This is a genomic window from Nonomuraea sp. 3N208, assembly GCF_052245935.1.
Taxonomy (GTDB): domain Bacteria; phylum Actinomycetota; class Actinomycetes; order Streptosporangiales; family Streptosporangiaceae; genus Nonomuraea.
On the sequence record NZ_JBQQBR010000010.1, the window covers coordinates 120260 to 133733 of the forward strand.

The 13474-nt window shown below is 71.5% G+C and carries 12 protein-coding genes; 5 read left to right on the plus strand and 7 right to left on the minus strand.

Going from position 1 to position 13474, the window contains the following annotated elements; genetic code table 11:
• Positions 1-50 precede the first annotated feature (50 nt).
• Together ACTWPT_RS17320 and metH are read right to left on the minus strand one after the other, a co-directional pair.
• A complete protein-coding gene (locus tag ACTWPT_RS17320) occupies positions 51-695 on the minus strand; it encodes an HAD family hydrolase (RefSeq protein WP_443178406.1) in 645 nt (214 codons plus the stop codon).
• A 223-nt stretch (positions 696-918) separates the two neighbouring features.
• The gene (gene metH, locus ACTWPT_RS17325; RefSeq protein ID WP_443178407.1) at positions 919-4383 is read right to left on the minus strand and encodes a methionine synthase; all 3465 of its coding nucleotides are present in this window, start codon (positions 4381-4383) and stop codon (positions 919-921) included.
• A 376-nt stretch (positions 4384-4759) separates the two neighbouring features.
• Here metH and ACTWPT_RS17330 point away from each other — a divergent pair, with 376 nt between their 5' ends.
• The 3 genes from ACTWPT_RS17330 (at position 4760) to ACTWPT_RS17340 (ending at position 7158) form a co-directional block, all read left to right on the plus strand.
• Positions 4760-5218, plus strand: a complete 459-nt coding sequence (locus ACTWPT_RS17330; RefSeq protein WP_443178408.1) for a universal stress protein — start codon at positions 4760-4762, stop codon at positions 5216-5218.
• 305 nt (positions 5219-5523) lie between these two features.
• Positions 5524-6378 carry a PAC2 family protein gene (locus ACTWPT_RS17335; RefSeq protein WP_443178409.1) on the plus strand — a complete coding sequence of 285 codons (855 nt, stop codon included), beginning with the start codon at positions 5524-5526 and terminating at the stop codon, positions 6376-6378.
• Between the two features lie 279 nt (positions 6379-6657).
• Positions 6658-7158 (plus strand): hypothetical protein, encoded by a 501-nt coding sequence (locus ACTWPT_RS17340; protein WP_443178410.1) that lies wholly within the window; start codon positions 6658-6660, stop codon positions 7156-7158.
• Positions 7159-7294: 136 nt separating this feature from the next.
• On the opposite strand, the gene ACTWPT_RS17345 is transcribed toward ACTWPT_RS17340, so the two are convergent.
• Together ACTWPT_RS17345 and ACTWPT_RS17350 are read right to left on the minus strand one after the other, a co-directional pair.
• Positions 7295-8008, minus strand: a complete 714-nt coding sequence (locus ACTWPT_RS17345; RefSeq protein WP_443178411.1) for a sirohydrochlorin chelatase — start codon at positions 8006-8008, stop codon at positions 7295-7297.
• On the minus strand, positions 8008-9174 hold the full coding sequence (locus tag ACTWPT_RS17350) for a uroporphyrinogen-III synthase (RefSeq protein ID WP_443178412.1): 1167 nt from the start codon (positions 9172-9174) through the stop codon (positions 8008-8010). Before ACTWPT_RS17350 ends, ACTWPT_RS17345 begins: the two co-directional genes overlap by 1 nt.
• Positions 9175-9403: 229 nt before the next feature.
• Here ACTWPT_RS17350 and ACTWPT_RS17355 point away from each other — a divergent pair, with 229 nt between their 5' ends.
• Complete coding sequence (locus ACTWPT_RS17355) at positions 9404-9886, plus strand: peptide deformylase (RefSeq protein ID WP_443178413.1); 483 nt, start codon at positions 9404-9406, stop codon at positions 9884-9886.
• On the opposite strand, the gene ACTWPT_RS17360 is transcribed toward ACTWPT_RS17355, so the two are convergent.
• From ACTWPT_RS17360 to ACTWPT_RS17370, 3 genes are read right to left on the minus strand one after another with little or no spacing between them, the layout of a single operon-like run.
• Positions 9825-10106 (minus strand): WhiB family transcriptional regulator, encoded by a 282-nt coding sequence (locus ACTWPT_RS17360; protein WP_443178538.1) that lies wholly within the window; start codon positions 10104-10106, stop codon positions 9825-9827. The two genes, ACTWPT_RS17355 and ACTWPT_RS17360, sit on opposite strands and share 62 nt — an antisense overlap.
• 33 nt (positions 10107-10139) lie before the next feature.
• Positions 10140-11060 (minus strand): glycosyltransferase, encoded by a 921-nt coding sequence (locus tag ACTWPT_RS17365; RefSeq protein ID WP_443178414.1) that lies wholly within the window; start codon positions 11058-11060, stop codon positions 10140-10142.
• On the minus strand, positions 11057-11656 hold the full coding sequence (locus ACTWPT_RS17370) for a D-glycero-alpha-D-manno-heptose-1,7-bisphosphate 7-phosphatase (RefSeq protein WP_443178415.1): 600 nt from the start codon (positions 11654-11656) through the stop codon (positions 11057-11059). Before ACTWPT_RS17370 ends, ACTWPT_RS17365 begins: the two co-directional genes overlap by 4 nt.
• Before the next feature lie 172 nt (positions 11657-11828).
• On the opposite strand from ACTWPT_RS17370, the gene ACTWPT_RS17375 reads away from it, so the two are divergent.
• On the plus strand, positions 11829-13472 hold the full coding sequence (locus ACTWPT_RS17375; protein WP_443178416.1) for a carbamoyltransferase family protein: 1644 nt from the start codon (positions 11829-11831) through the stop codon (positions 13470-13472).
• Positions 13473-13474: the final 2 nt, after the last annotated feature.

Below are 13474 nucleotides of genomic sequence, written 5' to 3' on the forward strand. Positions count from 1 at the left end.
GCCCGGTCGCCTCCTCCGCGAGAACCACTTTTCCCTTAGGGGACGAGCCCTCAGAACGTCAGGAGTGCCCTGAGGTCGGCGACCGCGACCTGTTCGAGGGAGGAGACCACCAGCCGGCCGGGGGCCGGCTCGACGGGCAGGAGGCTCGGGACCGCCACGACGGCGCAGCCGGCGGCCGTGGCCGCGGCCACGCCGTTCGGCGAGTCCTCCAGGACGACGCAGCGGACCGGCTCCACGCCGAGCAGGCTCGCGGCCGTCAGGTACGGCTCCGGGTCCGGCTTGGTGTGGGAGACGTCGTCGGCGGTGACCACGACGTCGAAGCGGTCCCTGCCGACGCTCTTGAGCACCGCGTCGGCGATCTCCTTCAGCGAGGACGTGACGAGTCCCACGGGGACTCCCCCGGCCCGTACGGCGTCGAGCAGTTCAGAGGCGCCCGGCATCACCCGTACCCCCGCCGACAGGCGCGCCACCATGCCGTCGACCATCCACTGCCGCACGGTGTCGCCGTGAACCCCGGAGCCGGACACGGCGAGCATGTAGCCGACCGTCCGCTCCATGGACCCACCGACCAGGTGCGCCTGGTGCTCGGGCGTCCACCGCCCGCCGAGCCGGCCCATCACCTCGGTCTCGATCTCCAGCCAGACCCGCTCGCTGTCGACCAGCAGCCCGTCCATGTCGAAGAAGACGGCTTCCATGCTTCCCCCGATTCGGTGAGTAGGTGCACGCCATTGTCACCGTCCGGTGGTGAACGCGTCCGGCCGGGTGGCGGAAGGATGAACGCCGCCCTGGTGAACGCCTCCGGCAGGACGAGCGGGAGAGCAGGCTCCGGCCTGGGGCGGCACAGGGCGAGCGCCGCCCACCGGCCCGCGTGTCCGTCGCCCCGGCGGCGGCGCAGGCCGCCGGCGGGGCCGGGACGGGTCAGACGTTGAAGTATTTGGCCTCGGGATGGTGCGCGACCAGCGCGGAGGTGGCCTGCTCGGGGTGGAGCTGGAACTCCTCCGACAGCGTGACGCCGATGCGCTCGGGGTCGAGCAGCTGGAACAGCTGCACCTGATCCTCGAGGTTGGGGCACGCCGGGTAGCCGAAGGAGTAGCGGCACCCCTGGATGTTGACCTTGAGCATGTCGTCCAGCGACTCCTCGCCCCCGATGCCCCACTCCGCGCGGACCCGGGCGTGCCAGTATTCGGCCAGGGCCTCGGTGAGCTGCACCGACAGGCCGTGCAGCTCCAGGTAGTCGCGGTAGGCGTCCTTGGCGAACAGCTCGGACGTGGCCTCGGCGATCTTCGAGCCCATGGTGACGACCTGCAGGCCGACCACATCGACCTCACCGGAGTCCTTGGGCCGGAAGAAGTCCGACAGGCACAGGTGGCGGTCACGGCGCTGGCGGGGGAAGGTGAAGCGGGTGCGCTCGCCGCCGTACTCGTCGAGGACGATCAGCGAGTCGCCGTCGCTGACGCACGGGAAGTGCCCGTAGACGACGGCCGCCTCCAGCAGGCCCTCGGTCTGGATGCGCTCCAGCCACATGCGCAGCCGCGGCCGGCCCTCGGTCTCGACCAGCTCGTCGTAGCCGGGCCCGTCGCCTCCCCTGGTGGGCTTGAGTCCCCACTGGCCGAGGAACAGCGCCCGCTCGTCGAGGAAGGCGGAGTAGTCGGCCAGCGAGATGCCCTTGACGATGCGGTCGCCGTAGAAGGGCGGCGCCGGCACGGGGTTGTCGGCCGCCACGTCGGAGCGGGCGGGCAGCTCCTCGACCGGGGTGCGGGTGAGCACGGCGCCGGTCTTGACGCGCCGTTCGCGCAGCGGCGGCAGCGTCGCGCCGGCCACGCCGCGCTTGACGGCCATGAACGCGTCCATGAGCCGCAGCCCCTCGAACGCGTCGCGGGCGTAGCGCACCTCGCCCTCGAACAGCCCGGCGAGGTCCTGCTCGACGTAGGCGCGGGTCAGGGCGGCGCCGCCGAGCAGCACGGGGTATTTCTGCGAAAGGCCCCTGGAGTTCATCTCCTCCAGGTTCTCCTTCATGATGACCGTCGACTTCACCAGCAGGCCCGACATGCCGATGACGTCGGCCTTCTGCTCGTCGGCGGCCTCCAGGATGGCCGACACCGGCTGCTTGATGCCGAGGTTGACCACCTGGTAGCCGTTGTTGGACAGGATGATGTCGACGAGGTTCTTGCCGATGTCGTGCACGTCGCCCTTGACGGTGGCCAGCACGATGCGGCCCTTCGTCTCGCCCTCGACGCGGTCCATGTAGGGCTCGAGGTAGGCGACCGCGGCCTTCATGACCTCGGCCGACTGCAGCACGAACGGCAGCTGCATCTGCCCGGACCCGAACAGCTCGCCCACCGTCTTCATGCCGTCGAGCAGCACGTCGTTGATGATCTCCAGGGCGGGCCGCTGCTCGAGCGCGGTGTCGAGGTCGGCCTCCAGGCCCTTGCGCTCGCCGTCGATGATGCGCCGCTTGAGCCGCTCGTACAGCGGCAGAGCGGCCAGCTCCTCGGCCTTGCCCGCGCGCATGGCGGCGGCGTCGACGCCCTCGAACAGGTCCATGAACCGCTGCAGCGGGTCGTAGCCGTCGCGGCGGCGGTCGTAGACCATGTCGAGCGCGACCTGGCGCTGCTCGTCGGGGATGCGCGCCATCGGCAGGATCTTGGAGGCGTGCACGATGGCCGAGTCGAGCCCGGCGTTGACGCACTCGTTGAGGAACACCGAGTTGAGCACCATGCGGGCGGCCGGGTTGAGCCCGAAACTGATGTTGGACAGACCCAGCGTGGTCTGGACGCCCGGGTAGCGGCGCTTGAGCTCGCGGATGGCCTCGATGGTCTCCAGGCCGTCGCGCCTGGTCTCCTCCTGGCCGGTGGCGATGGGGAAGGTGAGGCAGTCGACGATGATGTCCTCGACCCGCATGCCCCAGTTGCCGGTCAGGTCCTCGATGAGGCGGGTGGCGACGCCTACCTTCCACTCGGCGGTTCGGGCCTGGCCCTGCTCGTCAATGGTCAGCGCGACCACGGCCGAGCCGTGCTCGCGTACCAGACGCATGATCTTCTGGAAGCGGGAGTCGGGGCCGTCGCCGTCCTCGTAGTTGACGGAGTTGACGGCGGCGCGGCCGCCGAGCATCTCCAGCCCGGCCTGCAGCACCGCCGGCTCGGTCGAGTCGAGCATGATCGGCAGGGTGGAGGCGGTGGCGAAGCGGAACGCCAGCTCCTTCATGTCGGCCACGCCGTCACGGCCGACGTAGTCGACGCACAGGTCGAGCAGGTGGGCGCCGTCGCGGGCCTGGTCGCGGGCCATCTCCACGCAGTCGTCCCAGCGGCCCGCCAGCATGGCCTCGCGGAAGGCCTTGGAGCCGTTGGTGTTGCAGCGCTCGCCGATGGCCAGGTAGGAGGTGTCCTGGCGGAACGGCACGGTCTGGTAGAGCGAGGACGCGCCCGGCTCGGGGTGCGGCCGGCGCGGCGCCACCTCCTTGCCGCGGACCCGCTCGACGACCTGGCGCAGGTGCTCGGGGGTGGTGCCGCAGCAGCCGCCGACCAGGGACAGTCCGTAGTCGCGAGTGAACGTGCCGTGCGCGTCGGCCAGCTCCTGCGCCGACAGCGGGTAGTAGGCGCCGTCTGCGGTCAGCACCGGCAGACCCGCGTTGGGCATGCAGCTGAGCTTGAGGCGGGAGTGGCGGGCGAGGTAACGCAGATGCTCGCTCATCTCCGCGGGACCGGTGGCGCAGTTGAGTCCGATGATGTCGACGCCGAGCGGCTCGATCGCGGTCAGCGCGGCGCCGATCTCGGAGCCGAGCAGCATCGCGCCGTTGGTCTCGATCGTCACCTGGGCGATGATCGGGATGTCCCGGCCGGAGGCCTCGGCGGCCCGCTTGGCGCCGATGACGGCGGCCTTGACCTGGAGCAGGTCCTGGCAGGTCTCGATGATCAGCGCGTCGGCGCCGCCGGCGATCAGGCCGGCCGCGTTGTCCCGGTAGGCGTCGCGCAGGCTGGAATACGGCATGTGGCCCAGCGTGGGCAGCTTGGTGCCCGGGCCCATCGAGCCGAGCACGAAACGCGGGTGGTCCGGCGTGGCCCAGTGGTCGGCGGCCTCGCGGGCGATCCTGGCGCCCGCCTCGGAGTATTCGAAGACCCGCTCGGAGATGTCGTATTCGCCGAGTGCGGCGAGGTTGGCGCCGAACGTGTTGGTCTCGACGCAGTCGACGCCGACGGCGAAGTAAGCGTCGTGGACGCCGCGCACGATGTCGGGGCGGGTGACGTTGAGCACCTCGTTGCAGCCCTCGTGACCGTGGAAGTCATCGAGGGTCGGGTCCTGGGCCTGGAGCATCGTGCCCATGGCGCCGTCGGCGACGATCACGCGCTGGGACAACACTTCTCGGAAGGACGGGGAAATGCTCATGGCGTAGAGCTTATCGGCTGCACTCCGGAGGCTGTTCGTAACAGGGCCGGTAGATCGTTCTCATGCTGTCCCTGCTGGCACAACAGTGACTCGGGTGAGACCACGACATCCGGCGGTGGGTGGGCGCAGGACCAGGTGATCCGGAGTGGCAGGAGAGGTGAGTGGCGGAAGACTTGTGTGGCCGGTGGCCGGTGGCGGGCGGCGGGCGGCGGGCGGCGGTAGGCGGCGGCGCGTGGACGGCGGTAGGCGGCGGCGGGTCGGCGGCGGCGGATGGGCGGTGGGTGGCGGCGGGTGGTGGTGGGTGGCTGCGATGGGTGGTGGGTGGGGCGTTAGGCTGCCGATTGGTCATTGAACGCAGCGTCCAATAGGGGTCTCCATGACCTATCGCACCGTACTCGTCGGCACCGACGGCTCGGCCTCGTCGTTTCGCGCCGTGTCCGCGGCGGCGTCCCTGGCCGCGGCGACCGGCGCCAGTCTTGTCCTGGCCTGCGCTTATCTGCCCATGCGGGAGAGCGAGCGCACGGCGGCCGCCGACCGGCTCGGCGAGCTGGCGTACAAGGTGAGCGGCTCCACCCCGGCCGACGACGCGCTGCGGGCGGCGCGCGAGCACGCCGTCGCGGCGGGCGCCCCCGACGTGGTCCTCGCCGCCGAGAAGGGCGAGGCCGTGGACGTGCTGGTCTCGCTGGCCGCCAGGCACCGCGCCGACCTGATCGTGGTGGGCAATCGCGGCCTCAACAGCCTGGCCGGCCGATTGCTCGGGTCCGTGCCCTCGGGCGTGTCCCACCGCGCCTCCTGCGATGTGCTGATCGTGCACACCACCGACGGCAAGCGCTGACCGGCCGGCCGGACACGGGTCCCCGCCGAACGCGAAGCGAGTATCCACCGAGCACGGGGCTGCCACCGAGCACTCGTGGCAGCGCCGAGCGCGGGGCTGCGCCGAGCGCGGGGCTGCGCCGAGCGCGAACACGTTCGCGCTCGTGAAGGGTGCCGGCGCGCCGGAAGGCAGCGGTCGCGGACCTGGCCGGCGGAGACGGCCCGGTAACGCGGTATGGGACGGCCCGGCGTTCGAAGAGAGATCAGTGACGCCGACGCCTCCTTACCGCATAGGCTTAGCGGGACAATGGAGAGAGGAGGCGACACGTGATAGAGCTCGAAGGGCTCCCCGAGCTCGTCGACCCGGTGCTTATTGCCGCATTCGAGGGGTGGAACGATGCGGGCGAGGCCTCCAGCGGTGTGATCGCCCATCTCGAGACCGCTTGGAAGGCCGAGCCGCTCATCGCGCTCGACCCGGATGACTATTACGACTTCCAGGTGACGCGGCCCATTGTCGAGATGAACGACGGGCTGACCCAGTCGATCGTGTGGCCGACGACCCGGCTGCTGCGCGCCAGGCCGGAGGGCGTGGAGCGCGACATCGTGCTGCTGCGCGGCATCGAGCCCAACATGCGCTGGCGCTCGTTCTGCGCCGACATCATCGAGATCTGCCGCGAGCTCGGCGTGGAGCTGGCCGTCATGCTGGGCGCGCTGCTCAACGACTCGCCGCACACCCGCCCCGTGCCCATCCTGGGCGGCGCGACGGACGCGACGCTGGCCCGTTCCACCAACCTGGAGCTGAGCCGCTACGAGGGCCCCACGGGCATCGTCGGGGTGCTGCAGCACGCGTTCGGCCAGGCGGGTCTGGACGCGATCTCGCTGTGGGCGTCGGTGCCGCACTACGTGGCCCAGCCGCCCAACCCGAAGGCGACGCTGGCGTTGCTGCGCCGGCTGGAGGACGTGCTGGAGGTCCCGATGCCGCTCGGCGATCTCGAGGAAGAGGCCCTCGCGTGGGAGCGCGGTGTCGACGAGCTGGCCTCTCAGGACACCGAGGTGGCCGAATACGTCAAGGAGTTGGAGGAGCGCAAGGACGCCGCCGAGCTGCCCGAGGCCAGCGGGGACGCGATCGCGGCGGAGTTCGAGCGCTACCTGCGCCGACGGGACCGCGACACCGACAGCTGAGGTCAGCGCGATAACGAGAGCCTCACCAGCCGCGACACTGACAGCTAACCCTCAGGGATTAAAACCGACAATTTTTCACGCTTTCGGGTAATAATCGGTGACCACAAGATTGCAGTGAAGTTGGGATCCCAGATTTAAGCCAGCTACCCGATAAATCGCGAAACTTCGGCTTCGCGCCGTGATGCCTACCCACTGACCGCGCACGTTAGGCACGCCATGGCGACTTCCCATTTAGATCCGCATCAAAGAAGTCAGGACACCCGGCGGCGCATCCTGGAGATGGCTGTCTCCCTCAGGGAGGACCGGCCCGGCGGCTCCGTGGATCACTTCCTTGCCCTGCTACAGGACCGGCTTCCGCTCTGGCTGAGCATTCTCCACGATCTCACCCATCGCATCGGAAAAGGGTGCGTATCGGACAACCTCCTTCCTGTTGCCCAGGCGGGCATTGAGTACTACATCGACGTACAGAGCGCCGCGCTGCCCGCCTTCACCTCGCCGAACGTGACCGTCCGATTCCGCCAGGCCGTCCGTGACACCGAGCTCGGGCCCCATACGGAAACCGCGCCGCTGGCCGCCTACCTGGCGGGCGAGCAGCGGCTGGGCCGGGTGCGGTCCGACGTCGACCCGGAGGCCAGCGCCCGGCTGCTGATCGCGGGCTGCTTCCACCGGGCCTACATCGAGATGTTCGTCGGCGCCGACGCGGAGCCGACGCGCGAGGCGAGCGCCGTCGGGATCGTGCGCGAGCTGCGCCTGGAGCCCGTCACGTCCGCAGTCGCCTGACGGCACGGCCTCGCGGAAGCGGTCCACCCGCGGTCGCCTGACGGCCTCGGCGAAGCGGTCCGTCCGCGGTCGCCTGACGGCCCAAGCGGCCTGAGCGCCTGAGCGCCAGAGCGGGACGCCCCCGGTCGCCGGGCTCTCAGCGCTGCGATGCCCGGGCGGGCTGCGGCATGGTGCGGCGGCCGCGCAGCGCCTCGTCGTAGCGGTGCCAGATCAGCGCCGCCACGTCCGGGTCGGCGCCCAGCGGCTCGCTCACCAGCCCCGCGCCGGCCGCGGCCAGGCGGTCGTGGAAGAAGCCGGGCGCCAGCACGTACGAGGCGATCGCCACGCGGGCGGCCGGGGTCGAGCCGAGCCGCTCCATGGCCTCCTCCAGCGACGGGGAGCCGGCCGAGGCGAAGGCCGCCGTGACCGGACGGGCCAGGCGTACCGCGAGCTGGTGCGCGGCGGCCCGCACGTCGGCGAGCGCGGCCGGGTCGGAGGAGCCGGCCGCGCCGAGCACGACCGCGTCCGTGGAGCGCAGCCCTGCCCGGGCGAGCTTGCGGGCCAGCACCGACGTCAGCAACCGGTGCGGGCCGAGCCAGCCGGCCACCACCGCGTCGGGACGGTGCTCGGCGATGACGTCGGGCAGGTCGATGTGGACGTGGTAGCCGCCCGCCAGCAGCAGCGGAACCACCACCACCGGGCCGCGGACGGCGTCGAGGACGTCGGCCAGGAGGGGCGAGCTGATCTCGAGGTAGCTGAGCTCGACCCGGCGCCCTGGACGGGCCCTGGCGACGGTCCGCGTCAGGGCTGACAGGGTCTCCTCCCCCGCGACGCTGCGCGTCCCGTGCGCGGCCAGGATCAGTGCGGGCATCACATCCCCGCCTCGTACTGGCACGCGAGCCGGTAGCCGCGCTTGACCACCGTCTCCACGATCCCGCTCGGGCCGAGCGCGCGGCGCAGCCGCGTGATGGCCATCTCCACGGCGTGCTCGGCCGAGTCGCGCGCGATGCTGCCCGGCAGCACGGTACGCAGGTCGGCGCGGGAGACCACATGCCCAGGCTTGTCGGCCAGCCGCTTGAGCACCGCCATCGGGGCGGGCGGCAGCGGCCGCAGCTCGCCGTCCACGACCACGGCGTGGCCGCGGATCTCCAGGTTGTGGTCGCCGGCCACCAGCCTGGTGACGCCGTGCTCGGGCAGATGCCTGGCCAGCGCGCGGGCCAGCGCGCCGAGCCGCGAGCGGTCCGGCTGCAGGGTCGGCACGCCGCGCGCGGTCAGCGGTCCCGCGGTGACGGGCCCCACGCAGGCGGCCACGACCGGCCCGCTGAACGCCGCGAGCAGCGTGTCCTCCAGCCCTTCCGCGCGGGCCATGCCGAGCATGGCGTGCACGGCGGGCGCACTGGTGAAGGCCACCGCGTCCACCGAGCCGGAGATCGTCTGGCTGATCAGGCGGCGCAGCGGCGAGACGTCGCGGTACGGCAGCCACCGGTAGACCGGGATCTCTATCACCTCGGCGCCGGCCTGGCGCAGCGCGGCCACGAAGTCGTCGAGCGGCTCGCCGTGCTGCTGCACCGCGATGCGCCGGCCGCGCAGGTCCTGGGCGAGCAGGTACTGCTTGACCTCCTCGCAGGACTCGGTGGCCGGGGTCCAGTAGTCGTTGAGCCCGGCGGCCCGCACCGCTCCCCTGGCCTTGGGCCCGCGGGTGAGCAGGCGGGCGGTGGCCAGGTGCTCGCCCAGGTCGGACGACAACCCCCAGCCTTCGGCGGCGGCCATCCAGCCGCGGAAACCCACGCCCGTGGTGACCACCACGTCGTCGAGCGTCGACTCGAGGGCGAGTCTGGTGGCGGCGAGCAGGTCGGTGTCCTCCGCCAGGGGGACCAGGCGGATCGCGGGGGCGCTGACCACCCGCGCGCCGCGCCGCTCCAGCAGAGCGCCGAACTCCTCGCGCCGCCGGGTCGCGGTCACGCCGACCGTGAAGCCCGACAGCGCGTCAGGCGCTGTTTCTGGGGCGGCGCCGCCTTCGAGGGGAAGCGCACTCATACCGATACCTCCAGATATGCGAGGATGCCTGGCCGGGCCCCGAGCACCCGGCCAGGCATCACAGGCGCGTGTGACGCAAGTGAGATCACCCTCCGATACTGCTTTCGGGTGGTTTCGCCCACGGGTCTCTCTTGTTACCGCTGTGCTACAAGGCCGCGCTTTCGCGATTGGCGGAGGCGATCGCGGGAAACGTTCACCCTGACGGCGCGGCTTATCGGGGAGTGGCGGGGTGACGGTCCGGCCTATTCGTACGTTCGACGATCCTGTGCTCCGCTCGGTCGCGGAGCCGATCCACGACTTCGATCGGGAGCTGCGGCGGCTGGTGAAGTCGCTGACCGCCACGATGCGGTCGGGAGCCGGCCGCGCGGGGCTGTCCGCCCCGCAGATCGGGGAGCCGGTGCGGGTGGTGGTCTACGCCTACGACGGCAGATCAGGCCATCTGGTCAATCCGCGGCTGGAGCTGTCGGAGCGGCGCATCGTCGCCGATGAGGCGTGCCTGTCGGCACCCGGTGTGTGGTGGCCACTGGAACGTTCCTACATGGTCACCGCTCGGGGCCGCGACATGTTCGGCAAGCCCGTGACGGTGCGGGCGCTCGGCGTGCTGGCGAGGGTGCTGCAGCACGAGGCCGACCACCTGGACGGCGTGTTGTTCAGCGACCATCTCGAAGCGGCTGAGCGGGAACGCTTTCTCGCGGCGGCCCTGCCAGGCTGAGCTCACGGCGCTGCTCAGGATCGGTGCCGCCCCAGACGCCGTACGCCTGCCGGGTGTTCAGCGCGTACTCCAGGCACGGCTCACGCACGGGGCAGCCGTGGCACACGGTCTTGGCCCGCTCGACCTGTGACTGGCTCGGCCCCTCCAGAGAGATCGGGAAGAACAATTCCGGGTCCAGGTCGAGGCAGGCGGCTCTGCGTGTCCAGTCGAGCATCATCATCATGACGTTCGCGCCTACCCATGCCGTCCGGGGTCATACCTCTGCGAGCAGCCGGTCCCAGTCGGACAGGAACCGGCCGAGCCCGTAGCGGGCCAGGGCCGCGGCACGCGCCGCCTTGCCGGCCTGGGCGGCGCTCTCGGGGTCGGCGGCGAACGCGTGCAGGGCCTCGGCCAGCACGGGGACCTTCGTGGACAGGACCCCGGCCTCCGGCGGCACCGCTTCGACGGCCTCGGTGGCGGCCAGCGCGACGATGGGCATGCCCAGCGTCATGGCCTCGATGAGGGCCAGCCCCAGGGAGGTCCACCGGTAGGGGTGCAGGTAGACCCGCCGCCTGGCCAGCTCGGCGTGCATGACGTGCTGCGGCAGGTCCTCGTACGCCCGGTACGGCAGCCCGTTCACCTTCATGCCGAACACGTCGAGCGGAACCCGCTCGGCGAAGCGGGGCAGCAGGTCGGTGCCGGCGACCCGGGTGCGCCGCACCGGCTCGTTGACCACGACGCCGGCCCGGGGCAGCTCGCCCGTGTAGAGGTGGCCGGGGTCGGGGACGCCGTGCTCGATGACGCGCGTGGGCGCCTTGCCGTTGTCCCAGTAGAGATCGTTGAAGTGGGTGACGTGGACCAGCGTGATGTCGGCCTGGCCGGCCAGTGGATGCCGGGTGGAGGGCACGTCGCCCTTGGGCGTGTTGTGCTCGACGTAGATCCCCGGCACGTCGCGGCCGAGCCATTCGCGGGCCAGGTCGATCTCGTGTGGCCGCTGGTAGACGGCCACGTCGACGGGCTCGTCACGGAGCCGGTCCCACGGGACCTCGCGGGCGCTGTCCGGCCAGTCGTAGGTGGCCGCCCGCCCCCGCCCGTCGGGACCCCGGCCGGGAACGAGCGGCAGCACGTAGGTGTGCCTGCCGCGGATGAAGGCGCTCGTCCACGAGCCGTGCACGTGCCAGATGAGGACCCTCACCAGCGGCTCCAGCCCATGGTGCGGGCCCACGGCGCGGCGACGCGAGCTCCGGCGGGCACGGGGTCTTCGGCGTCGCTGAGGACACGATCCACGACGTCGGTCAGGTCCTCGGCGACCTCGGAGGCCTGCTCGATCTCCTCCGGGAGCGTCAGCTCGGTCGGGACGAGGATGCCCCTGGCGCCGGCGGCCCTGGCGGCCTCCATGTCCCTGCCGATGTCGCCGACGACCACGCAGTCGCGCGGGCTGACGTCGAGCACGGCGGCTGCCCTGATCACGAGCCCGGGCGCGGGTTTGCGGCAGGTGCAGCCGTCGGCGTCGTCGTGGACGCAGATCGCCCACGCGTCGAACGGGCCGAGCAGTTCCTCCACCCTCGCGTTCACCTGGTCCATCTCGTCCGGGGAGACCAGGCCCTTGGCCACGCCCGACTGGTTGGTGACCACGGCCACCGGCACGTCGGCGCGGCGCAACCGGCCCAGCGCCTCCATCGCGCCCGGCATCGGCTCGACCCGGCTCGGGTCGCCGTTGTAGGGCACATCCCTGATCAAGGTCCCGTCCCGGTCGAAGAGCACGGCGCCGGGACGTCGCTTTTCGAACACCTTTCACCTCCGTCGCGTGCCCGCCAGCTACCCGGGGACTAAACCGGCAAACAACTACGTACGGTGACCAAGCGCAGGCCGCCACGCCCGTTTCCGCATCTCGCGGGCCTGCGGCAGGTTTGAGGACCGCTTCTCTCGGTAGCCGTTCACGACATCCTGCGGGGGAGGAAATATGCGATTTCTCGGCATTAACGCGATCTTTCACGACCCGGCGGCGGCGCTGGTGGTCGACGGGAGGATCGTGGCCGCGGCTGAGGAGGAGCGCTTCAGTCGCCGCAAGCACGGCAAGCGGCCGCTGGCGTTCTCGACGTGGGAATTGCCCGAGCAGGCCGCCGCCTGGTGCCTGCGGGAGGCGGGCCTGGCCCCGGAGGACATCGACGCGGTGGCGTATTCGTACGACCCGGCGCTGGTGACGCAGCGCCCGGACGGCGATTGGGAGGACCTGCGCACGACGTACGCGGTCCGCGCCCCGCTGTTCCTGGCCACCGCATTGCCGGGACTGGACCCCGGCCGGGTCTGCTACGTGCCCCACCACGTCGCGCACGCCGCCTCGGCGGGGCTGGCCTCCCAGTGGTCGACGGAGGGGCGCGACTGCGCGGTGCTGGTGTGCGACGGCCGTGGCGAGAACGTCTCCCACCTGGCCGGCCGCTACCGCGACGGCGAGCTTGACGTGCTGGCCACCCAAGAACTGCCGCACTCGCTCGGCCTCATGTACGAGGACGTCACCCAGCACCTCGGCTTCCTGCGCTCCAGCGACGAGTACAAGGTGATGGCGATGGCCTCCTACGGCGAGCCCCGCCACCTGGAGGCGTTGCGCGAGGCGATCTACACGACCGGCGACGGCGGCTTCCGCGTCGAGCCCGTGGACTGGAACGTCTACGCCAAGGCCCTGCCCAAGGGCGGCGCTTGGACCTCCGACCACGCCGACCTGGCCGCCAGCGTGCAGGCCAGGCTGGAGGAGGTGCTCATGGAACTGGTGCGCTGGCTGCACGAGCGCACCGGCGAGCGACGGCTCGCGCTGGCCGGCGGCGTCGCGCTGAACTGCGTGGCCAACACCCGGCTGCTGGACGAGGGGCCGTTCGACGAGGTGTGGGTGCAGCCCGCCGCCGGCGACTCGGGAACCGCGCTGGGCGGCGCGCTGCACCTGGCGCAGGCGCACGGCGAGCCGACCGTCCCCATGCCGACGGCGGCGCTGGGGCGCGGCTTCACCGACGAGGAACTGGGAGCGTGGCTGGACGTGGCGCGCGTGCCGCACACCCGGCCCGCCGACCTGGCCGCGGTGGTGGCCGCCGAGCTGGCCGCCGACAAGATCGTGGCGTGGTTCCAGGGGCGGGCCGAGTACGGGCCGCGGGCACTCGGGCACCGGTCGCTGCTGGCTCATCCCGGGAACGCGCGGAACACCGAGCGGCTCAACGACGTCAAGGGGCGCGAGCAGTTCCGGCCGATCGCGCCGATGGTGCTGGAGTCGCGGGCGGCCGAGATCTTCGGGCGGGGGCCCGTGCCGTCGCCGTACATGCTGTTCGTGCACGACGTGCACCCGGACTGGGCGGCGCGCATCCCGGCGGTGGTGCACGTGGACGGAACCGCCCGCATCCAGACGGTCTCCCCCGCCGGCGAGCCGCTGATGGCGCAGGTGCTGGCGGAGTTCGAGTCCCGCACGGGGCTGCCGGTGATCGTCAACACGAGCCTGAACACCGCGGGGCGGCCCATGGTGGACGACCCGCGGGACGCGCTCGAATGCTTCGGGTCGGCGCCGGTGGACGTGCTCGTCCTCGGGCCGTACGTGGTGCGGCGCGGGGAGGTGTTCGCCTCGTGATC